Source organism: Streptomyces sp. NPDC017056, assembly GCF_044332485.1.
Taxonomy (GTDB): Bacteria; Actinomycetota; Actinomycetes; order Streptomycetales; family Streptomycetaceae; genus Streptomyces.
The window spans coordinates 64,703-85,633 of the sequence record NZ_JBIRPD010000007.1 but is presented as its reverse complement, the minus strand read 5'-3'; the positions used below and the strand labels follow the sequence as shown (position 1 = coordinate 85,633).

At 68.7% G+C, this 20,931-nt stretch carries 21 protein-coding genes; 7 read left to right on the top strand and 14 right to left on the bottom strand.

The window, feature by feature from the left end:
* Positions 1–114 precede the first annotated feature (114 nt).
* The 6 genes from cysS to ACH4OW_RS14695 form a co-directional block, all read right to left on the bottom strand.
* Positions 115–1,509: a cysteine--tRNA ligase gene (gene cysS / locus ACH4OW_RS14720; RefSeq protein WP_360125689.1), complete on the bottom strand. Its 1,395-nt coding sequence runs from the start codon at positions 1,507–1,509 to the stop codon at positions 115–117.
* 161 nt (positions 1,510–1,670) lie between these two features.
* Complete coding sequence (locus ACH4OW_RS14715; RefSeq protein WP_398027800.1) at positions 1,671–1,826, bottom strand: hypothetical protein; 156 nt, start codon at positions 1,824–1,826, stop codon at positions 1,671–1,673.
* 234 nt (positions 1,827–2,060) lie between these two features.
* Entirely contained in the window at positions 2,061–2,567 is a 507-nt protein-coding gene (gene ispF / locus ACH4OW_RS14710) for a 2-C-methyl-D-erythritol 2,4-cyclodiphosphate synthase (RefSeq protein ID WP_360126011.1), read from the bottom strand.
* Positions 2,560–3,345, bottom strand: a complete 786-nt coding sequence (ispD, locus tag ACH4OW_RS14705; protein WP_398027798.1) for a 2-C-methyl-D-erythritol 4-phosphate cytidylyltransferase — start codon at positions 3,343–3,345, stop codon at positions 2,560–2,562. The genes ispF and ispD overlap by 8 nt, the downstream gene beginning before the upstream one ends.
* A 516-nt stretch (positions 3,346–3,861) precedes the next feature.
* On the bottom strand, positions 3,862–4,344 hold the full coding sequence (locus tag ACH4OW_RS14700) for a CarD family transcriptional regulator (protein WP_003953493.1): 483 nt from the start codon (positions 4,342–4,344) through the stop codon (positions 3,862–3,864).
* A gap of 373 nt (positions 4,345–4,717) precedes the next feature.
* Positions 4,718–4,855: a hypothetical protein gene (locus ACH4OW_RS14695; RefSeq protein ID WP_398027796.1), complete on the bottom strand. Its 138-nt coding sequence runs from the start codon at positions 4,853–4,855 to the stop codon at positions 4,718–4,720.
* Positions 4,856–5,166: 311 nt separating this feature from the next.
* Between ACH4OW_RS14695 and ACH4OW_RS14690 the strand changes: the two genes are divergently transcribed.
* Positions 5,167–5,838: a DUF461 domain-containing protein gene (locus ACH4OW_RS14690; protein ID WP_360125683.1), complete on the top strand. Its 672-nt coding sequence runs from the start codon at positions 5,167–5,169 to the stop codon at positions 5,836–5,838.
* Between the two features lie 205 nt (positions 5,839–6,043).
* Here the strand turns inward: ACH4OW_RS14690 and ACH4OW_RS14685 are convergent, their stop codons facing one another.
* Positions 6,044–6,724, bottom strand: coding sequence for a response regulator transcription factor (locus ACH4OW_RS14685; RefSeq protein WP_006603892.1), 681 nt, complete (start codon positions 6,722–6,724; stop codon positions 6,044–6,046).
* Positions 6,721–7,995 carry an ATP-binding protein gene (locus ACH4OW_RS14680; RefSeq protein ID WP_360125681.1) on the bottom strand — a complete coding sequence of 425 codons (1,275 nt, stop codon included), beginning with the start codon at positions 7,993–7,995 and terminating at the stop codon, positions 6,721–6,723. The genes ACH4OW_RS14685 and ACH4OW_RS14680 overlap by 4 nt, the downstream gene beginning before the upstream one ends.
* A 229-nt stretch (positions 7,996–8,224) precedes the next feature.
* Between ACH4OW_RS14680 and phoU the strand changes: the two genes are divergently transcribed.
* Together phoU and ACH4OW_RS14670 are read left to right on the top strand one after the other, a co-directional pair.
* Positions 8,225–8,902 (top strand): phosphate signaling complex protein PhoU, encoded by a 678-nt coding sequence (gene phoU, locus ACH4OW_RS14675; RefSeq protein WP_398027793.1) that lies wholly within the window; start codon positions 8,225–8,227, stop codon positions 8,900–8,902.
* 519 nt (positions 8,903–9,421) lie between these two features.
* On the top strand, positions 9,422–9,835 hold the full coding sequence (locus ACH4OW_RS14670) for a hypothetical protein (protein ID WP_398027791.1): 414 nt from the start codon (positions 9,422–9,424) through the stop codon (positions 9,833–9,835).
* 536 nt (positions 9,836–10,371) lie between these two features.
* Here the strand turns inward: ACH4OW_RS14670 and ACH4OW_RS14665 are convergent.
* The 3 genes from ACH4OW_RS14665 to ACH4OW_RS14655 all read right to left on the bottom strand — a co-directional run bounded on the left by ACH4OW_RS14665 (position 10,372) and on the right by ACH4OW_RS14655 (position 13,678).
* On the bottom strand, positions 10,372–11,202 hold the full coding sequence (locus ACH4OW_RS14665) for a DUF4435 domain-containing protein (protein ID WP_398027789.1): 831 nt from the start codon (positions 11,200–11,202) through the stop codon (positions 10,372–10,374).
* Positions 11,203–12,534 carry an AAA family ATPase gene (locus tag ACH4OW_RS14660; protein WP_398027787.1) on the bottom strand — a complete coding sequence of 444 codons (1,332 nt, stop codon included), beginning with the start codon at positions 12,532–12,534 and terminating at the stop codon, positions 11,203–11,205.
* A 382-nt stretch (positions 12,535–12,916) separates the two neighbouring features.
* Positions 12,917–13,678 carry a phosphoglyceromutase gene (locus ACH4OW_RS14655; RefSeq protein WP_360125671.1) on the bottom strand — a complete coding sequence of 254 codons (762 nt, stop codon included), beginning with the start codon at positions 13,676–13,678 and terminating at the stop codon, positions 12,917–12,919.
* 180 nt (positions 13,679–13,858) lie between these two features.
* Here ACH4OW_RS14655 and ACH4OW_RS14650 point away from each other — a divergent pair, with 180 nt between their 5' ends.
* A complete protein-coding gene (locus ACH4OW_RS14650) occupies positions 13,859–15,151 on the top strand; it encodes an alpha/beta hydrolase family protein (RefSeq protein ID WP_398027784.1) in 1,293 nt (430 codons plus the stop codon).
* Between the two features lie 84 nt (positions 15,152–15,235).
* On the opposite strand, the gene ACH4OW_RS14645 is transcribed toward ACH4OW_RS14650, so the two are convergent.
* Entirely contained in the window at positions 15,236–15,733 is a 498-nt protein-coding gene (locus ACH4OW_RS14645; protein ID WP_398027782.1) for a YbjN domain-containing protein, read from the bottom strand.
* Positions 15,726–17,195 carry a glycosyltransferase gene (locus tag ACH4OW_RS14640; protein ID WP_398027780.1) on the bottom strand — a complete coding sequence of 490 codons (1,470 nt, stop codon included), beginning with the start codon at positions 17,193–17,195 and terminating at the stop codon, positions 15,726–15,728. Before ACH4OW_RS14640 ends, ACH4OW_RS14645 begins: the two co-directional genes overlap by 8 nt.
* Before the next feature lie 330 nt (positions 17,196–17,525).
* Here ACH4OW_RS14640 and ACH4OW_RS14635 point away from each other — a divergent pair, with 330 nt between their 5' ends.
* Positions 17,526–18,341, top strand: a complete 816-nt coding sequence (locus ACH4OW_RS14635; protein ID WP_398027778.1) for a class I SAM-dependent methyltransferase — start codon at positions 17,526–17,528, stop codon at positions 18,339–18,341.
* Positions 18,342–18,516: 175 nt separating this feature from the next.
* Positions 18,517–18,732 (top strand): hypothetical protein, encoded by a 216-nt coding sequence (locus ACH4OW_RS14630; RefSeq protein ID WP_360126002.1) that lies wholly within the window; start codon positions 18,517–18,519, stop codon positions 18,730–18,732.
* 84 nt (positions 18,733–18,816) lie between these two features.
* Here ACH4OW_RS14630 and ACH4OW_RS14625 read toward each other — a convergent pair whose 3' ends face one another.
* A complete protein-coding gene (locus ACH4OW_RS14625) occupies positions 18,817–19,713 on the bottom strand; it encodes a helix-turn-helix transcriptional regulator (protein WP_398027776.1) in 897 nt (298 codons plus the stop codon).
* 191 nt (positions 19,714–19,904) lie between these two features.
* On the opposite strand from ACH4OW_RS14625, the gene ACH4OW_RS14620 reads away from it, so the two are divergent.
* The gene (locus ACH4OW_RS14620; RefSeq protein WP_398027774.1) at positions 19,905–20,912 is read left to right on the top strand and encodes an aldo/keto reductase; all 1,008 of its coding nucleotides are present in this window, start codon (positions 19,905–19,907) and stop codon (positions 20,910–20,912) included.
* Positions 20,913–20,931: the final 19 nt, after the last annotated feature.

The following is a 20,931-nucleotide window of genomic DNA, read 5'->3' as shown; positions in this document are numbered from 1 at the left end:
CACCAGGGCACCGCGCGGTACGGCGGCCCGCTGCCCCGCGCCACCGGGAACGGCCTCGGCCGGCCCCGGCCACCGGCATCGGCCGGGTACCGGGGACGGCCTGGGGCCGGTGGTTCAGGACAGGGACCAGCGCGGGCCCGAGGGGGTGTCCTCGATGGCCAGGCCGGACTGCTGGAGCTGGTCACGGATGGCGTCGGCGGTCGCGTAGTCCTTACGGGCGCGGGCCGCCTGGCGCTGTTCGAGGACCAGCCGGACCAGCGAATCGACGACACCGTGCAGGTCCTCGCCGCGGTCCGTGTCACCACCCGACCACTGCTCGTCCAGCGGGTCCAGGCCCAGCACGCCGAGCATGGCGCGGACCTCCGCCAGGCGCGCGACCGCCGACTCCTTGTCGTCGGCCGTCAGCGCGGAATTCCCCTGGCGGACGGTGGTGTGCACGATGGCGAGCGCCTGCGGGACGCCCAGGTCGTCGTCCATCGCCTCGGCGAAGGCCGGCGGCACCTCGGCGGCGGGCTCCACGCTCCCGGCCTTCTCCACCACGCGCTGGACGAAGCCCTCGATCCGCGCGAAAGCGGACTCGGCCTCGCGCAGCGCTTCCTCGCTGTACTCGATCATCGAACGGTAGTGCGGCGTGCCCAGGTAGTAGCGCAGCACGATCGGGCGCCAGCGCTTGACCATCTCCGAGACCAGCACCGAGTTGCCCAGCGACTTGGACATCTTCTCGCCGCTCATGGTGACCCACGCGTTGTGGCACCAGTAGGCGGCGAAGTCGTCGCCGTACGCCTTGGCCTGCGCGATCTCGTTGTCGTGATGCGGGAAGATCAGGTCGACGCCGCCGCCGTGGATGTCGAAGGCGGTGCCGAGGTACTTGTGCGCCATCGCCGAGCACTCCAGGTGCCAGCCGGGACGGCCGCGGCCCCACGGGGTCTCCCAGCTCGGCTCGCCCGGCTTCGCCGCCTTCCACATGGCGAAGTCGCGCGAGTCCCGCTTGCCGGTCTCGTTGTCGCCGGAGGGCTGGAGCAGGTTGTCCAGCTCGTGCTTGGAAAGCTCCAGGTAGCCCGGGAAGGAGCGCACGTCGAAGTAGACGTTGCCGTCGGCCGCGTACGCGTGGCCGCGCTCGATCAGGCCCCGCATCATCTCGATCATCTCGGGGACGTGACCGGTGGCACGCGGCTCGTACGTCGGGCGCAGGCAGCCGAGGGTGTCGTACGCCGTGTTGAAGGCGACCTCGTTGTCGTAGCCGATGGACCACCACGGGCGGCCCTGCTCGCCGGCCTTCTTGATGATCTTGTCGTCGATGTCCGTCACATTGCGGACGAACGTCACGTCGTAGCCGCGGTACTGGAACCAGCGGCGCATGATGTCGAAGTTCAGCCCCGACCTGATGTGCCCGATGTGCGGGGCGGCCTGCACGGTCGCGCCACACAGGTAGATCGAGACACAGCCCGGCGTGAGCGGGGTGAAATCACGAATCTGCCGGGCGCTGGTGTCGTACAGGCGAATAGTCACGCATCAAGGGTAGTCGGAACCAGGCAGTGCCCCGCGACCCCCGGGGGAACGGGAGACGGAAGCGTGACACTCGGCGCGGTCGCGCGGGGCCGCTCGGAGCCTGCCGACCACCGTGTGCGGGGTGAACGCCATCCCGGTGTATTCCTGCGACAGCTCGTCGATCAGCTCACGGCTGCCCTTTCACGACCGCCCTTGGTGACCGGCACGGCCGAGCCGCGTATCTCGGCGCAGGTGTACGGCGCGTCGGACGGCTGCACCGGCAACGTCACTCGGTTGTCGAGGGCCTTCTTCAAGTCGTCGGACGGGGCGGCTGGCACGGTGTGTCCTTCCTGCGAGCGAGCGGGCGAGCGGAACGGCGGGGCTACGGGTCACGGCCTGACCCGCGTTCCCGCACTTCCCAACTCCCGCGCGCGGCACGGTGTTCCCGTACCGCGCGACCAATTTCGCCGGAGTCGGTTCGCCCCGCCCGCCTCTTGGACATGGCGTCTCGGGCTCACCGCTTGGACGCAGCCGCTTGGACACAGCCGCTCGGCCCCACCAGGCTCTTGCCCTTACCTCGTCGGCAGCACCAACGCCGTGGCGATCGCCGCCAGGCCCTCCGCGCGGCCCGTCAGGCCCAGGCCGTCCGAGGTGGTGCCGGACACCGAGACCGGCGCGCCGGCCGCTTCCGACAGGACCTTCTGGGCCTCGGCCCGCCGCTTGCCGACCTTCGGCCGTACGCCGATGACCTGCACCGCGATGTTGCCGATCAGGAAGCCCTCGGTCCGTACGATGCGGGCCGCCTCGGACAGCAGCGTCACGCCGGAGGCGCCGGCGTACTCCGGGCGGCCGGTGCCGAAGTGCGCGCCGAGGTCGCCGACGCCGGCGGCCGAGAAGAGCGCGTCACAGGCCGCGTGCGCGACCACGTCGCCGTCGCTGTGCCCGGCGAGGCCGTACCCGTCGCTCGCCGCGTCGTCCCACAGGAGGCCGGCCACCCACAGTTCGCGCCCCTTCTCGAAGGCGTGCACGTCGGTGCCGATGCCCACCAGCGGCATCATCTGCAGCTGCGGCTCATACATACCCATCGGTGGCCCTCCTGCGGGCGAGTACGGCTTCGGCCAGCACCAGGTCCAGCGGCCGGGTCACCTTGAACGCTTCTTCGTGCCCCGGCACCACCACGACGGGCGCGCCGAGCTGCTCGACCATCCCGGCGTCGTCGGTCGCGCCGTCACCCTGGAGGGCGACTGTCTCGTGCGCCTTGACGAGGGTCGCCCGGTCGAAGCCCTGCGGCGTCTGTACGGCGCGCAGCCGGGCGCGCTCCGGCGTGCCCACCACGGGCTCCGGCTCGCCGGCCGACGCGCCGGTGCGCGGCTCGACCTGCTTGACGGTGTCGGCTAGCGGCAGCGCCGGCACCACGGCCGGGGCGCCGGCCCGTACGGCGGCGATCACCGAGTCGACGGTGTCGGCGGGCACCAGCGGCCTGGCCGCGTCGTGCACCAGCACCACGTCGATGTTCTCGGGCAGCGCGGCCAGCCCGTGGCGTACGGACTCCTGGCGGGTGTCGCCGCCGGGCACGACCACCAGGTCGGTGCGCTCGGACAGGGGGTACTGGTCCAGCAGGTTGCGGACCTCGGTGGCGCCGTCGGGCGGGGCGACGACCACGACGACGGAGACGGCGCGGGAGGCGGCCATCGCGCGCACGGCGTGGACGAGCATGGGTGTGCCGCCCAGCGCTCGAAGCGCCTTGGGGGCGCCCGGGCCCAGCCGTACGCCGCGACCGGCGGCGGGGATCACCGCGGCGGTGCGGGGACGGGACGTGCCGGAGGGACCGGCGGAATCTGGCGATACGTCTGACATCGGTTGCTCCGGAACCCGGGGAGTCCCCGGAATTAGCGCAGACAGGTTTGTTTCCTGAGCCGACATGGGTATGGCCGCAGTGTGCCGGGCGCGACGCCCCGATCCGGACCCTTCCGTGACACCCGGTCGGGACAGCTGCCCGAGCCCGGCACGCCATAAGCCGGCGAGACGGATGATCTGGTCGGGGACGAGCACGGGGGCGGTCACCACGGGGATCAATCACAGAGTTCGGTAGAGCCGCACGGCTTCCGCATGCCTACGCAGGGCCATCCCGCACAGGGCCATCCTGCGTACGGCTGGCCTGCGCAGGACCGTTCTGCGTAGCGCCATGCGTTTGCAGGACCCTGCGTCACGTTCGTAGGACCCTGCGCATGCGTGGCATCGTGCGTATTCGTAGAACCCTGCGGCACGGCATGCGCGTACGGGCATGCCGCCAGATATGCCGCAGCGCCCGGCAACTGACCGCTCCTGGCCGGAGCCGGCCGCCACTCGGGCACCGCGGCATTCACTGCGTCGTCAGGACGCGAGGACCTCGTCGAGCAGGGCCTCGGCCTTGTCCTCGTTGGTGTTCTCAGCGAGGGCGAGTTCGCTCACCAGGATCTGGCGGGCCTTGGCGAGCATCCGCTTCTCACCGGCGGACAGCCCACGCTCGCGCTCACGACGCCACAGGTCGCGTACCACCTCGGCGACCTTGATCACGTCGCCTGATGCGAGCTTCTCCAGGTTTGCCTTGTAGCGACGGGACCAGTTCGTCGGCTCTTCGGCGTACGGTGCGCGGAGCACCTCGAAGACCCGGTCCAGCCCGTCCTGGCCGACCACATCGCGTACGCCGACGAACTCCGCATTGTCCGCTGGCACACGAACAGTCAAGTCGCCCTGGGCGACCTTCAGCACCAAGTAGGTCTTGTCCACGCCTTTGATCTGGCGAGTTTCGATGGCCTCGATCAGCGCGGCCCCGTGATGGGGATAGACCACGGTGTCGCCAACCTTGAACGTCATGTGACAGGTACCCCTTCCGTGGCTATCCATGCTAACACGGGAACGGGCTGTTCTGAATGGCGTTTTCGCAGGTCAGGGCATATCTCGGGGCTTGACAACAACGGCCGGAACGTGCTTCGAGAGGCCCCCGGACGCAGGAATTCGCAGGTCGGAGGCGCTTCTTGCGCGGGACGAAACACGTACGTCACACCCCGGGAAGGGCCCGACGGAGCGACCGTACGTCCCGTTTTGCCGGAATCTGGATGTCGCACTTCCGCTACTCCGTTCGGTTCCCGGAGGGCAGGTGTCCGCCGTTTCGTTAATTGATCACTGCGCATCACCCGCCGTACGTGATCAATTTCGGGAACCCGGGACTTTCCCTGCGAATGCCGATTTACCTCCGGGGAAACAGACCGGGCTTCACTCGAACGGCCGCCCGTCGGATATTCGGGATTCCCAGGTCGCGCGCCGTGATCACCGCCGTGAACACCGCCATGAACACCGCCGTGATCACCGTGATCACCGTGATCACCGCGTTCTTCCGGGTACGGCCGTGGAGTCCTCATGGATCGCCAAACGGCCGTACGACCGGACGTACGGCGGCGAGCGGCCGCGGCGCGCAGGGAGGCCGCCGGGACGGATGTGACGAGAGTGTGATCGTCCTGGGGGCGGGTCGGGTGCGGCGGCCCGGGGACGGCTCGGTAACCTAGCGGCGCTGACACACCCTTAGGGCGGCTTTACGCGGACGTCGACACGGCGGCCGCGCGAGGGCCGCCCAGCCGCCCATTCGCGACCGGGCTCGAAGTTCGGCCGCCGTAGTTCGTCCAAGGAGATGCCGCCGCCGTGAGCCGCAGCCTTCGACGCGGCGTCCTCGCCGCCACCGTTCTCACGCTCTCGATCGCCACGCTCTCCGCGTGCGGAGCCGGGAACGACGCCCAGACGCTCCAGGTCAAGCCCGACAACGCCGCGACCAGCGTCGGCGACCTCAAGATCCAGAACGCCTCCGTCGTCACCCAGCCCGACCCGAAGGCCAAGGGCCCGGCCGTGGTGACCGCGACGGTGTTCAACAATGGCAGCAAGGACCAGACGCTCCAGTCCATCAAGGTCAACGGCTCGAACGCGGACGCGAAGCTGTCGCCCGCCAAGGGCACGGGGCAGATCGTGATCCCGGCCGGCGGCTCGCTCGTGATCGGCGGCAAGGGCAACGCCTCCGCCGTGCTGGACAACGGGCGCGAGGCCGTACAGGACGGCAACGCGCAGCCCCTGACGTTCGACTTCAGCGAGGCCGGCAAGGTCCAGCTGCGGGCGTTCGTCGTCCCGGCCAAGAGCTTCTTCAAGGACTACGGCCCGAGCGAGATGCCGTCGCCGTCCGCCTCGGCCGGCGCCCCGTCCGGCTCGCCGAGCGGCACCCCGGGCGCTCCGGGCGGCCAGGGCAGCCCGTCGGGCAGCGCCACGCCGTCCGGCAATGCCACGCCGTCCGGTAACGCCACGCCCTCCGGCGAAGCCGGCCGCTGACGCGAAGCCGGCCGCTGACGCAGGCCGCGCGGCGGAAGCCAGCAGCACAGCGAGCGCCGTGTGGCCGGAGAACACTCCTCCGGCCGCACGGCGCTCGCCTGCGCTCACACACGCTCGCGCGATCGACTGCGTACGCCTGCCTCGGCCGCCGAGGGCCCGCGCCCTCGCAACCGACCGGCCAACGCCCTCGACGGCTTACGGCGGCTTACGGCTCGAACTTGTACCCCAGGCCGCGGACCGTGACCAGGTAGCGCGGCGCGCCCGGGTCCGGCTCGATCTTGGCCCGGAGCCGCTTGACGTGGACGTCCAGCGTCTTGGTGTCGCCCACGTAGTCGGCGCCCCACACGCGGTCGATGAGCTGCATACGGGTCAGCACCCGGCCCGCGTTGCGCAGCAGCATCTCCAGCAGGTCGAACTCCTTCAACGGCAGGTCGACCTTGCCGCCGGAGACCGTGACGACGTGGCGGTCCACGTCCATCCGCACCGGGCCCGCCTCCAGCGCCTGCGGCGTGACCTCCTCGGGCTCCCCGCGGCGGCGCAGCACCGCGCGGATCCGGGCGACCAGCTCGCGGGAGGAGAAGGGCTTGGTGACGTAGTCGTCGGCTCCTATTTCCAGGCCGACCACCTTGTCGATCTCGCTGTCCTTGGCGGTCACCATGATGACCGGGACGTTGGAGCGGCCGCGCAGCTGACGGCAGACCTCGGTGCCGGGCAGGCCCGGCAGCATCAGGTCCAGCAGGACCAGGTCGGCGCCGTTGCGCTCGAACTCGTCCAGGCCGTCGGGGCCGGTGGCCGCGATGGCGACCTCGAAGCCCTCCTTGCGGAGCATGTACGACAGGGCGTCACTGAACGATTCCTCGTCCTCGACGACGAGCACTCGGGTCACGGAAGGACCTCCGGGGCAGGGTGAGCAGGGAGCGGATCGTTGAAGGTCTCATAGGGGCGGTCCTCGTCGTCGAGGCCCTCCGCTGACGGGTCGGAGGCGGTGCGCGCGCGGTCGCGCACGGCGCCGGCCTCCGGAAGACGCAGGGTGAAGGTGGAGCCCTGTCCCTCAGCGCTCCATACCGTGACCTCCCCGCCGTGCGAGGCGGCCACGTGTTTGACGATGGCGAGGCCGAGGCCGGTCCCGCCGGTGGCGCGCGAGCGCGCCGGGTCCACGCGGTAGAACCGCTCGAAGACGCGGTCCCGGTCCTTCTCCGATATCCCGATGCCCTGGTCGGTCACCGCGATCTCGATCAGGTCGCCGCCGTGCGCCTGGACACGGCGGCCCGCGATACCGACCCGGGTACGGGCCGGCGAGTAGTTGACGGCGTTCTCCACGAGATTGCCGAGCGCGGCGGCGAGCTGGCCGCGGTTTCCCCATACGTGCAGGTCGGCGGTGCCGCCGGCGGCCATGGTGATCTGTTTCATGCCCGCTTGCTGGCGGCAGCGGTCGATCGCCTCGGCGACCAGCTCGTCGACCCGGACCGGCTCGGCGTCCTCCAGCGGGTCGTCGTTCTGCACCCGGGAGAGGTCGATCAGCTCCTGGACGAGGTTGGTCAGGCGGGTGGCCTCGTTCTGCATGCGCCCCGCGAAGCGCTCGACGGCCTCGGGGTCGTCACTGGCGTCCATGACGGCCTCGGACAGCAGGGACAGCGCGCCGACCGGGGTCTTCAACTCGTGGCTGACGTTGGCGACGAAGTCACGCCGTACCGCCTCTATGCGCCGGGCCTCGGTCAGGTCCTCGACCAGCAGCAGGACCAGCCGCGAGCCGAGCGGCGCGACCCGCGCCGAGACCGCCAGTGCGTCGCCGCCCCGGCCCGTCCCCCTGCGCGGCAGGTCCAGCTCGACCTGGCGTATCTCGCCGTCGCGGCGGGTGTCGCGGGCCATCTGGAGCATCGGCTCGACGGCGAGCTTCCCGCCGCGTACGAGCCCGAGGGCGTACGCGGCCGAGCTGGCCTTGACCACCGCGTCCGCCTCGTCCAGCACGACGGCCGAGGAGCGCAGCACGGACAGGACCGTGTCCACACCGGGCGGCAGCACCGCGTCGGTGTGCAGGGACGTACGCGTGGGCTTGGCCTGTTCCCGCTCGCTCCAGCGGAACGCCAGCATGGCGAAGACGCCGGTGCACAGTCCGGCGATCGCTGCCACTGCGGCGACGGCCGCGTCCACGTTCATGACTCCAGGTTATGCGCCGGGTGTGACAGTTCCCCAGCCGTTCGAGGGCCTGCTCGAACATACGTCGCCCAGAGTTCACCTTGGTGTCGGCGCTGGTTCACTCCGGATGGCAGAACCGGTCGCGTTCCGGCCGGAACGTGGGAGCGTGGGGTTTTCCGGCCCCCACGACAGCACCACCTCGACACCATCACCACCTCGAACACCACCTCGAAGCGAGAGAAGGTCACTGATGCGGGACGCGTACCACGAGGAGCTGGATTCGATCGGCGAGGGCCTCGTCGAGATGGCCCGGCTCGTCGGCTCCGCGATCGGGCGCGCCACGACGGCGATACTCGACGCGGACCTGAAACTGGCCGAGGCCGTCATCGCCGCCGACGAGAAGGTCGACGACCTCCAGCGGGACCTGGAGGCACGCGCGATAGCCCTCCTCGCCCGCCAGCAGCCGGTCGCCACCGACCTGCGGATCGTCGTCACCTCCCTACGTATGAGCGCCGACCTGGAACGCTCCGGCGACCTGGCCCAGCACGTGGCCAAGCTGGCCCGGCTGCGCTTCCCCGAGACGGCCGTGCCGCGGGACCTGCACGCCACGATCCTGGAAATGGGCCAGCTGGCACAGCGCCTGATGGCCAAGGCCGCCGAGGTCATCATCATCAAGGACGTCGACCTGGCGCTCCAACTGGAGCAGGACGACGACGCCATGGACCTCCTCCACCGCGCCCTCTTCCAGCACCTCATGGACGACCGCTGGAAGCACGGCATCGAGACGGCCGTGGACGTGACGTTGCTGGGCCGCTACTACGAGCGGTTCGCCGACCACGCGGTATCGGTCGCCAAGCGCGTCGTCTACCTGGTCACCGGCGAGCACGCGGACGAGATCGCTCCGCCGACGCCGGTGGAGGGCGCGTAAGGGCGCCCGCCGCCGCACGGCACGGCACGCACTCCCCCGTACGACGGCGTGCCGTGCCTCCACGCGCCGTTGATGCGCCGCGCCCGGCAGGAATCCAATGGACAGCGAACGACGCGAACACCATTCGGACGGCCCTCTCCCCTCTCCCCGAGGAGGCAGAACATGACGCGTTCCACTGTCCCCACCCCGGCCGACCAGCCCCCCCGCCTAAGCGACTGCGCCTGCGGCCCCGGCTGCCAATGCGGCTGCCAATCCGGCGGCAGCTGCCAGTGCGGGGGCAGCTGCGGCTGATCCTCCAAACGAGGAATCGGGCCGCGGCCGCGGCCCAGCAGGGCCCTGGCCGGCACACCGCCGACCGGGGCCCTTCCGCTACGCGCACGCGCAGAGAAAGTCAGCCAGTCCCGACAACCGCCGTTCTTCCGCTGCGATCGTGGCCGGGCAACGTCCAGGCGCCGTGCATACCCAGCAACGGCGGCGGGCATCACGAGGGTCCGGAACCTCCACGCGCCAGGAGTTGCCGTGAAACTGACGGAAGCGGCTCCGATCATCGTCGCCGTCATCACGATCGTGGGTGGACTCGCTCAAGCCCGCCGCAAGAGACCGATGACGAGAGAGATCCTCAGACAGGATGTCGAGCTGCTCGGCTTGCTGCCGGACGACAGTGACGGCAAGCAGATCTTGAGGGAGCACGTCGACGCTACGGTGCGCAAGATCGTCGAGGAGGAAGACCAGCAAACCCGTGACTACGCGGGCTCATGCCTGGCAGTCGGGCTACTGATCGTCGCCGCATTTCTGCTGGCAGTGTGCTTCAGCCGAGGCGGCGCCTGGTGGTGGCTCAGCCTCCCGGCTGCCGTCATTGGGCTACTCGGCTCCTTCGGCCTGGGCCAAGACGCCGTCCCCCGCCGCCGCGACGCACGCGGACGCCCTCTGTAAGGCCCGGGCTCCAGTTACAAGCTGGGTAGCAACGGCCAGCCTGGGGCAGATCTCAGCACGGCACCCCCTCAGCAGAACCGCAGAGGGGGCCTTGGCACCAATGATCTTACTTCTTCTTGTTTTGCCCTAATTTTTGGCGGTCTACTTGGGGAGCTCAGTTTTCGCTGTTCAGGAGCGGTGGGCTCGTGCGCCAAGTGGCCGTCGTTGGTCATCATCGATCGCTGCTGAGCGATCTCGGACGGCTCCGGGACGGCTCAACTCTGGTGCGTTTGACTACGTGCACTCTCACTTCGTCCCGCCTCAACCTCTACCGCCCATGGTCAGCCACGATGGCGGGTGGGCCAACGGGTCAGGGGCGCACGCGTCTTGCCATCCCCAGCCGCATCGGCCACGCTAGCGGCTCCGCCGTCGAGCAGAGGAAACCGCAGCGGCCGGTCCGTGACAACGGTGGCAAGTTCGCAGCTGCAAGGCCACTTCCACGGCCTTGCTTGACGGCATCGTTGCACTCAATGCTCGGAGTGCAGGTGACTCAATCATTAACTATCAGGGATAACCTTCAGTTGCTCCTGCTTCTCCCACAAACGAAGCATACTATAGATATTCGTCGTCGAAAACGCTTGAGCGTCAAAGCTGAGCCTGAGCATCTTCTCTATGACGCCCCTCCCGTGCGCTTGCGAACGCCTCCGAATGGCCGCATCAGAGTCAAGCAGAGAAGTTAGATCGTGGCCGCACGATATTTCAGTTTCCGGAGATTCAGCACTAATCGTCGCAATCGAAAGAAGGGCATTGGCGTCGAGATCCTTTTCTGCCACCAAAGCGTTTACACAGGACTCCAAGTTGAACGATCCGTCTCGCTCGATATACTCGCCAGCATCAAGAGTCTTGAAGCCGAGCTTCCCGCCGTTCTGCATACTCCACAGGCGCATTCTCCCTATATGCGCCGCATAGGAAAGGAGTCGCTTCCTAGTGCGCCCCATCTCCCTCTCGTCGACTTCACGCTCATAGAGCTCCGCATAGAAGTGGGCAAAAGCCGGTGATTCACTGATCATGATTTCGGTGTCATGATGATCGACAGCGAATACGTTCCTTACTGTCGAGACTCCTAAAATCCGGTCGAAGTCAGCATCACAGATTCCCAGAACCCCGGTGATTCCTCGACTTGTCACCGCACTTATCGCCGCTAAAAGGTTAGATTTCCCCTTGCAATGAATAACTCTTGCTTGTGGCGACGGGATGAAGAGTCTTCGAAATAGGCGTGTATCTGTTGCCCCTTCCACGAGAACGATTGGCCCGGACATTCCAGATCTGAGCATACCAACTTCGTTGGCAATTCGAACAGGGTTACTCTGATGCTGCTGCAGGGCCATCTACTCACCATCACTTAGTTCGACCGTAAGGTCCCAGCGATCATTGATGATCGAAGGACTATGCGTGGCGACCAGGAATTTAAGCTTTGCCAGCCCGGCAATTTTGAGCAGATCTGGAATGAAGTCATTCTGCCAAGACACATGCAGAGATAGCTCCGGCTCGTCAATTAGGACAAGCGTTCCAACTTGTTCCCTGAACAGGAGGCCATAGGTCAGGACGATCTCCTGCTGTTCGCCGGAACTCAGGGATTCAAGGCTCAGTTGGTGACTCTGCGATGAGACGACTCGAAAACCCTGCTCTCGGTCCACAAAAAGGCGCTTCCGGCGGAATTTCGCGTTGATGACCTGTAGGAACAACTCGATTTTTTCCGAAATTTCGTCGAGCTGAGAAAGCTTATCGCGGACATCCGCCAGGTACAGGTTCAGCACGCGACGCTCCCCATGATCCAACTCGCGCTGAGGAAGTTCGAGCTCCGCGTCCCGATCCAGCAAGCCAGATTCAACGTATCGAATCCGCCTGTCCGCCTCTTCGTTGTAACGCTTTCGAATTGTGTCCTCTCCAGGCGTCTCGACACGGATGGCCGGATCAAGCAACCTTGCCGGGAATGTGCTGTCGAGCTTTTGCGAATAATTGCTGTACTCCGCCAAACTCTGCTGGATTCGCATAGAGAGGTCTCGCGCGAAAGTGCGCACAGTAGGAGTCATTGGCATTTCACGAGACGGTCGATATTTCGCAGGCCGGTCGTGCGAACCGCTGGTCAACCGCTCGGTTCGAATGAAAAAGACCGGGAATTTCGCCGTCAAGGCCCGCAGCCAGTCGGGGATCTTTGCGCGCGTAGGCACGCGGGCGTACTGACTCAGTCGATCTCCGTAGCGATCAAGCACGCCATTTATGTCAAGTGTGTCTCCGGCTACCGCGTCGAACCATTCACTGGCTCCTGTTTGGTTGAGCTCGTGAACGATGTCCTCGATCATGCTCTTCGGGATCCCGAGGTCTGCTGCACCCTGGTCAAGGGTCCACGGCGGACGAACCAGACGACCCCCGCTTTCGGTCAGCCGAAACTCAAGAGAAGTTTTTTCACTCTTTCGATCGACATTGCGTTTAACGGTCAGGGTTTCATCGTTCGAGAAGCGTGCCTGCAGTCCGGAAAAATGAATTGACCAAAGCGTTGTGAAGCGCCGATTGGAAAGGGCATCAATTATCTTCAGTACCGTTGTCTTACCAACTCCGTTGGCGCCGTGGAGGAGGGTTAACCCGTCAATTGCGTTGAAGGGGATGACATGCGTGAATTCATCGAAGAGATTCTCGATGCGCAACTCGTACAGGTCCATGCGCTGAGAGTAGCGGTTCGAGGCGACGCAGAGGCCGCTTTCTGCGCAGTCAGTCATCATGCTTCAAGGTGACGGCAAGGGCCCGCTCACCACGTTCACTCTGGCAGTGGGACGCAAGTTGCCCTAGCCCCGAGGGATCAATCAGGTTGGCGGAGCGGCTTCGGGTGGCGCTGCCTCGGTGTGATTGATCACTGCCCCATAGACTTCCGGCGCGTCGGGCAGTCTGTGGCCCTTCCCGGTGAAGCACCACGTTGGGTCATGATCTTAGTAGCTCGCCCCGAAGTTGCTGCCTGAACCAGACCGCCCAGGGGCGGCCCCCGGGCCAGCAACAAGCCCCCTCCCCGCGGCAAAGATGCAGGTAGGGGGCCCGGAAGCTGTGGGCTTACTTCTTCTTGCCCTGGTTTTTTACTGCCTCGATGGCGGCCTTGGCGGCTTCGGGGTCGAGGTAGGTGCCGCCCGGGTTGACCGGGTGGAAGTCGGCGTCGAGCTCGTAGGAGAGCGGGATGCCGGTGGGGATGTTCAGGCCGGCGATGTCCGCGTCGGAGATGCCGTCGAGGTGCTTGACCAGGGCGCGGAGCGAGTTGCCGTGGGCGGCGACCAGGACGGTGCGGCCGGCGGCCAGGTCCGGGACGATGCTGTCGTACCAGTACGGCAGCATGCGGACGACGACGTCCTTGAGGCACTCGGTGCGCGGGCGCAGTTCGCTGGGGATGATCGCGTAGCGCGGGTCGTCGATCTGGGAGAACTCGGCGTCGTCCGCGAGGGCGGGCGGCGGGGTGTCGTACGAGCGGCGCCAGAGCATGAACTGCTCCTCGCCGAACTCGGCGAGCGTCTGCGCCTTGTCCTTGCCCTGGAGCGCACCGTAGTGGCGCTCGTTCAGGCGCCAGCTGCGGTGGACCGGGATCCAGTGGCGGTCGGCGGCCTCCAGGGCGAGCTGCGCGGTGCGGATGGCGCGCTTCTGGACGGAGGTGTGCAGTACGTCGGGGAGCAGGCCGGCGTCCTTGAGCAGCTCACCGCCGCGGACCGCCTCCTTCTCGCCCTTCTCGTTGAGGTTGACGTCCACCCAGCCGGTGAACAGGTTCTTCGCGTTCCACTCGCTCTCGCCGTGGCGAAGGAGGATCAGCTTGTACGGTGCGTCGGCCATGCCTTCGAGCGTAATCCACTTTCGGCCATGGGCTCGCCGCGGCGGCCGTGATCTTCATGGAGGCCGGTCCGGCGATAGGGGGTTAGCACTATCGCGCCGCGGGGGTGGGGTGGGGAGTCTGGTGGTAACGGCTCCAGTGGCACCGGAGCCGCCGGAGCCGATCAGACGGGGAGAGACGCAATGGTGTGTTCGCGGCGGGCTTGGTTGGGGGCGGGGCTGGCTGCTGTGGCGGGGGTGACCCTTGCCGCCCCGGCGGTGGGGAGGGCGGGGGAGATGGGGAGAGGTGAGCGGGAAGGCGAGGGGAGAGGTGAAGGGGCGCGTGCGGGGGCGGTTCGGATGGGGTTGCCTGCGCCGGGCGGGGGTTATGAAGTCGGCTTGGTGGACTTGCGCTTGGTGGATGGTGGGCGTCGCGATCCCTGGGTGGCGGGTCAGGGGCAGCGGGAATTGATGGTGAGTGTCCGGTATCCGGCTCGGGGGGCCGGCGGGTATTCGAGGGCGCCTCAGATGTTGCCGGGAGAGGCGGCCGGGTTCGAGGAGCGGAGTAATTTTTCGGAGGCCGTTCCCAAGGGGATGGCCGACTGGGGGGCTACTCGTACCCACGCGCGTCTGGGTGCGCCTCTGGCGCGGCATGGTGGGCGGGGTTTTCCTGTGGTCCTCTACTCCCCCGGCGCCGCGGACCCGCGCTCGCTGGGCAGCACGCTCTGTGACGAGCTGGCCTCCCACGGGTACGCCGTCGTCAGCATCGATCACACCTACGAGGCGCCGGCGGTGCAGTTCCCGGGCGGGAGGGTCGCGTACAGCCGGATGTGGGAGGAGGCGGGGAAGGTGCAGGGGCCCGAGCAGATGACTGCGCTGTTGAAGAAGTTGACGGCGGTGCGGGTGGCCGATACTCGGTTCGTTCTGGACGAGCTGGCGCGGGGCAGGGTGCTTCCGCAGTCGCTTCGAGGGGTGCTGGATCTGCGGGCGACAGGGATGTTCGGTCACTCGGGAGGCGGGTTCACGGCGGCGCAGGCCATGCACGACGATCGCCGGATCAAGGCGGCGGCGAACCTGGACGGCGTGATGGGGTACACGCAGCGCGACGACGATCCCGCCAACCCGTCCACGGTCGGTACGGACGGGCTGGACCGGCCGCTGCTCCTGATGGGCAAGGAGGGCGACAACCACCACACGGTCGCGTCCTGGAAGGCGGTGTGGGAGAACAGTTCGGGGTGGCATCGGGATCTCACCCTGACCGGTGCCGGGCACGCGAGCTTTACGGACGCGCAGTCGCTACTGCCGCAGCTGGCCCGGAAGGCGGGGCTGCCGCGCGCGACTGTCGAGAAGCTGGTGGGTACGGTCGCGCCGGGCCGTTCGGTCGCCGCGCAGCGGGCGTACGTGGTGGCGTTCTTCGACCGGTGGCTGCGGGGACGGGACAGCGGGTTGTTGGACGGGCCGTCCGCGCGCTTTCCCGAGGTGCGGTTTGTGGGGTGAGGGGCAGGGGTGGGGTGGGTGGGGAGGATGAGGGGCGGTCGCCGGTGAGGGGGGAAAGAGATGGGGAAGGCTGTTATGGAGGCGCTATGACTGCGGGCGCTGGGTCAGGTGGGTGAAGGCTTCCAGGTTGCGGGTGGACTCTCCCCGGGAGACCCGCCACTCGTACTCCTTGCGGATGGCGGAGGCGAAGCCCATTTCCAGGAGGGTGTTGAAGCTGCCGTCGGCGTTCTCCAGGACCGTGCCCAGGATGCGGTCGAGCTCGTCGGGGGTGACGGCCGCGAGCGGGAGTTTGCCGACGAGGTAGATGTCGCCGAGCTTGTCGATGGCGTAACTGACGCCGTACAGGCGGGTGTTGCGCTCCAGCAGCCAGCGGTGCACGGCCTCGTGGTTCTCGTCCGGGTGGCGGACGACGAAGGCGTTGATGGAGAGGGAGTGCTTGCCGACGACGAGGGAGCAGGTCGTGGAGAGCTTGCGGGTGCCGGGCAGGGTGACGACGTACGTGCCGTCGGCGGGCGATTCCCACGTCAGGTCCGCGTCGCCGAGAGCCGTTTCGATCACCTGTCGCGCTGTGTCCTCAGCCATGGGGTGATCGTAGGTGACGGCGTCGTTCCTGCATCGCGGCGGTGTATACCTCGGCGGTCGCGGCCGCCGCCGTGTCCCAGCCGAAGGACCTGGCGTGCCGGGCCGCGGCCCCGCCCATGCGGCCGGCCAGTGACGTGTCCCGGGCGAAGCGGCCGAGGGCGCGGGCGTAGTCGGCCGGGTCGTGGCCGTCGATCAGGAAGCCGCTGACGCCGTCGCGTACGGCCACCGGCAGGCCGCCGACGGAGGCGGCGACGACCGGGGTTCCGCTCGCCTGGGCCTCGATGGCGACCAGGCCGAACGATTCGCTGTAGGACGGCATGACCAGTACGGACGCGGCGCGGTACCAGTCGGCGAGCTGCTCCTGGCCGACCGGCGGGCGGAAGCGGACGACGTCGGCGATGCCCAGGCGCGCTGCCAGCTTCTGGAGGCCCTCGGGCTTGGCCAGGCCGCTGCCGCTGGGGCCGCCGACGACGGGTACGACCAGGCGCGACCGGAGTGCCGGGTCCTCGTCCAGGAGGACGGCGACGGCGCGGAGCAGGATGTCGGGGGCCTTGAGCGGTTGTATGCGGCCGGCGAAGAGCGGGATCAGGGCGTCTTGGGGCAGGTCCAGGCGGGCTCGGGCGGCGGCGCGCGAGGCGGAGGTGTCCTCGTCGAAGGCCGAGCCGGAGGCGGAGGCCAGGGCAGGAGCGGAGCCGGAGGCAAGGGCAGAGCCGGAGGCTGGGGCGGAGGTGGAAGCGGGGGTTCCGGGGGCTGCGGGGCGGAAGCGGTCCAGGTTGACGCCCGGGTGCACCACGGCGACCTTGTCCGGACCGGCCTCGTAGTGGCGTACCAGCTCCCCCGCCTCCTCGGCGGTGTTCGCGATCAGCCGGTCGGCGGCGCGCACGATCTGGGTCTCACCGATGACGCGCGCGGCGGGTTCGGGGGTGTCGCCGGCTGCCAGGGCGGCGTTCTTGACCTTGGCCATGGTGTGCATGGCGTGGACGAGCGGTACGCCCCAGCGCTCGGCGGCGAGCCAGCCGACGTGCCCGGAGAGCCAGTAGTGGGAGTGCACCAGGTCGTAGTAGCCGGGGCGGTGGCCCGCCCACGCCTGCATGACGCCGTGCGTGAAGGCGCAGAGCTGGGCGGGCAGCTCCTCCTTGGCCAGGCCCTCGTACGGGCCCGCGTCCACGTGCCGTACGAGGACGCCGGGCGCCAGTTCGACGACGGGCGGCAGCGTGCCGGTGGTGGCGCGGGTGAAGATCTCCACCTCGATGTTGAGGGAGGCGAGCTTCTTGGCCAGCTCGACGATGTAGACGTTCATGCCGCCGGCGTCGCCGGTGCCCGGCTGGTGCAGTGGGGAGGTGTGCACGCTCAGCATCGCGACCCTGCGGGGGCGGCGGGTGCCGCCGGGCAGGCGCAGTCCGGACCGCCCCGGAAACGGACCGTAGGAACGGTTGCGGCGCCTGGACACGTATTGGCTCACTGCGGGCTACCTCCTAGCCGGTACGGCCTTGGCCGGGGCGTGCGGCGCCTCCGACAGCCCGTAACAACGGAACGGCGGCATCCATTTCCTTCCGGGCCCGCTCTCTCTTCACTTTGCCAAAGCGTGACCTTGGGGGTGGGTGGGAGGGCTAACGGGAGGGCGAAACGGTACGACTGGGGGCGAAACGGTACGGCCGGGGGCGAGGAGGTGTGCGGGGCGAGCGGGGGCGGAGAGGTGGACGGGGCGAGCAGGGGCGGAGAGGTGAATGGGGCGAGCGGGGGCGTGTGGGCGCATAGGGGCGCAAGGTGCGTGGGCGCATAGGGTCAGGGCATGGTCCGCAGCACTCCCGCTTCCTCCTCTCCGCCTTCCCGTCCCCTCGGGAACGCGACCCGCGGGACCACCAACCCGAACCGGCTGCGCCGCATGGACCGCTGGATCGCCGCCACGCACGCCGCCGCGCTGCGGCGCGGCCACGCCCCCGTCGCCGTGGACCTCGGTTACGGGGCCGCGCCCTGGACCGCCGTGGAGTTGCTGGCCCGGCTGCGTACGGTCCGGGCCGACGTCAGCGTGGTCGGCATCGAGATCGACCCGGCGCGGGTCGCCGCGGCGGCCCCGTACGAGTGCCCGGGGCTGGTCTTCGTGCACGGCGGCTTCGAGGTGCCGCTGCCGGGGCGGGCCGCGCCCGTGCTGATCCGCGCGGCGAACGTGCTGCGCCAGTACGACGAGGACGAGGTGGCCGCCGTGTGGGCGCGGCTGTGCGCGCGGCTGGCGCCGGACGGGCTGCTGGTGGAGGGCACCTGCGACGAGATCGGGCGGCGGCACGTGTGGGTGGCGCTGGGTCCCGAGGGGCCCCGTACGGTCACCTTCGCGGCCCGGCTCAGCCAGCTGGAGACCCCGTCCGACCTGGCGGAACGGCTGCCGAAGGCGTTGATCCACCGCAATGTGCCGGGGCAGCCCGTACACGCGTTCCTGCGCGATTTCGACCGGGCGTGGGCCGCGGCGGCGCCGTACGCGTCGCTGGGCGCGCGGCAGCGGTGGATGCGCAGCGTGCTCGCCCTGAGTACGACGTGGCCGCTCGCCGACGGGCCCCGGCGGTGGCGGCAGGGCGAGGTCACCGTCCGGTGGGACGCGGTCGCGCCGGTGTGAGTGCCCGACCCGGCCCCCGCCCCCGCCCCCACCCCCGTATGGCGGACTGATGCGGGCTGGCAGTTCCCCTCTGACGGCCTCGCTCGTTGAGCGATTGCTGATCTTGTTCAGCACCCCGTCCAAAACTGTCCAACCCGTCCAATCCGTCCGAGAAGAGGAGAATCTTGTGCGACGAATGAGTATCGCCCTGGCTTTGGCCGTGGCTGCCGGTGGGCTCGGTGCGTCGGCGGTGACCGCCCAGGCCGCTTCCGCCGCCCCGGTCCAGGGGCCCCCGTTCCCGTACGCCGACTGTCTCGCCGCGACGAAGAAGAAGGGGGAGAGCCCCTCTTACCGGAAGTGGCACTGTGACCAGTTGGTCAAGAAGGGGTGGGTCAAGCCGCCGAACCGCTGACCGGCGTTTGTTTGGAGCCGTCGGCGGCAGCATGCCTGTGGCCCCGCCGGGGCGGGGCCACAGGAGGCGCGTGGCGCGACAGGTTCACGCCCGCCCCGCTACCGGTGTCCGCTCCCGGTCCCCCTGCCCCTTCTCTTCCCCCTTCTCCTCCCCCTCGCCGGCGAGTTCGCGCAGCTTGCGGGCAGTCGGCGAGTCGCGTGGCGCCGTGTACGTGCACAGCGTCTGGCCCGCCTCCTGGGGAAGCCGGAAACTCTCGTAGCAGAGCACGAGTTCGCCGACTTCCGGGTGGAGTACGCGCTTGGTGCCGCTGCAACGTTCCTGCACGGACTGCGCCTCCCACAGCCTGCGGAAGTCCGCGCTGCTGTCGAGAAGTTCGCCGATGACGCAGCGCAGCCGCGGGTCCTCCGGACTGCGCCCCGCCTCGGCCCGCAGGTTGCCGACCACGCTCTCCGCGATCAGCTCCCAGTCCGGGTGGAGGGCGCGGGCGGACGGGTGGAGGAAGACCAGGAGGGCGGAGTTGCGCCGCTCGGGCTCGATCGCGTCGTAGTCGAAGCTGATACGGGCAGCGAGCCGGTTCCAGGCGAGGACGTCCAGGCCGCGGCCCTGTATGAAGGCGGGGACGGTGACGTCCATGGCGTCCAGCAGGTACCGGATTTCGGGCCGTACGCGCTGGACCGGGCGCAGGGGCGACGGGCGCCGCGGCCCGGCGACGTTGCGCAGGTAGCGGGCTTCGGCGGAGGTCAGCCGCAAGGCCCGTTCGATGGCGTTGAGCACCGGTTCCGAGATGGCGTGGGCACGGCCCTGTTCGATGCGCGTGTAGTAGTCGACGCTGATGCCCGCCAGCTGCGCGACCTCCTCGCGCCGCAGGCCGCGCACGCGGCGCCGGGTCAGGCCCTCCGGCAGGCCGAGTTCGGCCGGGTTCAGCGCGGCACGGCGCGCCTTGAGGAACGCTCTGATCTCGGGCTCCGGTTGCACCACCATCGCACCAGTATGCGGCGGGGCGGCCCGGCGCCGGGCCGCGTCCGACAGGGTGGTTCCGCCAGACCCAGGTTGTGGCGGGCCTGGTGGGCGGCGGGGGCGCAAAGCAGGCTGGGGCCATCACGCCGCCGGCGGCCCGCACGGGTTCCGCAGGTCCGGCGGCGGCACCGGCGGAGAGAGAAGGCACAAAACCCATGCAGCGCGGAATTCTTGGCGGCACCGGCATCTCGGTCAGCGAGTACGCGCTCGGCGCGATGATGCTCGGCGCCTGGGGAAACAAGGACCACGACGACAGCGTGCGGATCGTCCACCGCGCGCTGGACGCCGGCATCAACTTCATCGACACGGCGGACATCTACGCGAGCGGCGAGAGCGAGGAGATCGTCGGCAAGGCGCTCAAGGGCCGGCGCGAAGACGTCGTCCTGGCCACGAAGTTCTTCAACCCGATGGGCCCGGACGCCAACCACGGCGGCAGCTCGCGGCGCTGGATCGTACGGGCGGTGGAAGACAGCCTGCGGCGGCTCGGCACCGACTACATCGACCTCTACCAGGCGCACCGCCCCGACCCCGCGACCGACATCGACGAAACGCTGTCCGCCCTCTCCGACCTCGTACGGTCGGGAAAGGTGCGGGCGGTGGGCAGTTCCACCTTCCCCGCCGAGCAGATCGTCGAAGCGCAGTGGGTGGCCGAGCGCCGCGGCCACGTGCGCTTCCGCAGCGAGCAGCCGCCGTACTCGATGCTGGCGCGCGGCGTCGAAGCGGCGGTCCTGCCGACGGCGCAGCGCTACGGCATGGGCGTACTGACCTGGGGCCCGCTCAGCGCGGGCTGGCTCTCCGGACGCGACCTGTCGGCCAGCGGGCGAGCCGCCCTGGAGAGCGCCAAGTTCGACCTGTCGGTCCCGGAGAACGCGCGCAAGGCGGAGGCGGTCACCGAGCTGGCGAAGGTGGCGTCCGAGGCGGGCCTGACCCTGCCGAACCTGGCGACCGCCTTCGTACGGTCACACCCGGCCGTCACGTCCGTGATCATTGGCCCGCGCACCCTCGACCAGCTCGACAGCCTGCTGGACGGCGCCGACGTCACCCTCGACGCGCAGGTACTGGACCGGATCGACGCGATCGTGCCGCCCGGCACGGACCTGAACAAGGCCGACAGCTACTACACGCCGCCGGCCCTCGCCGACGCGACCCTGCGACGGCGCTGAGCGGGATCCTGGCGGGGCC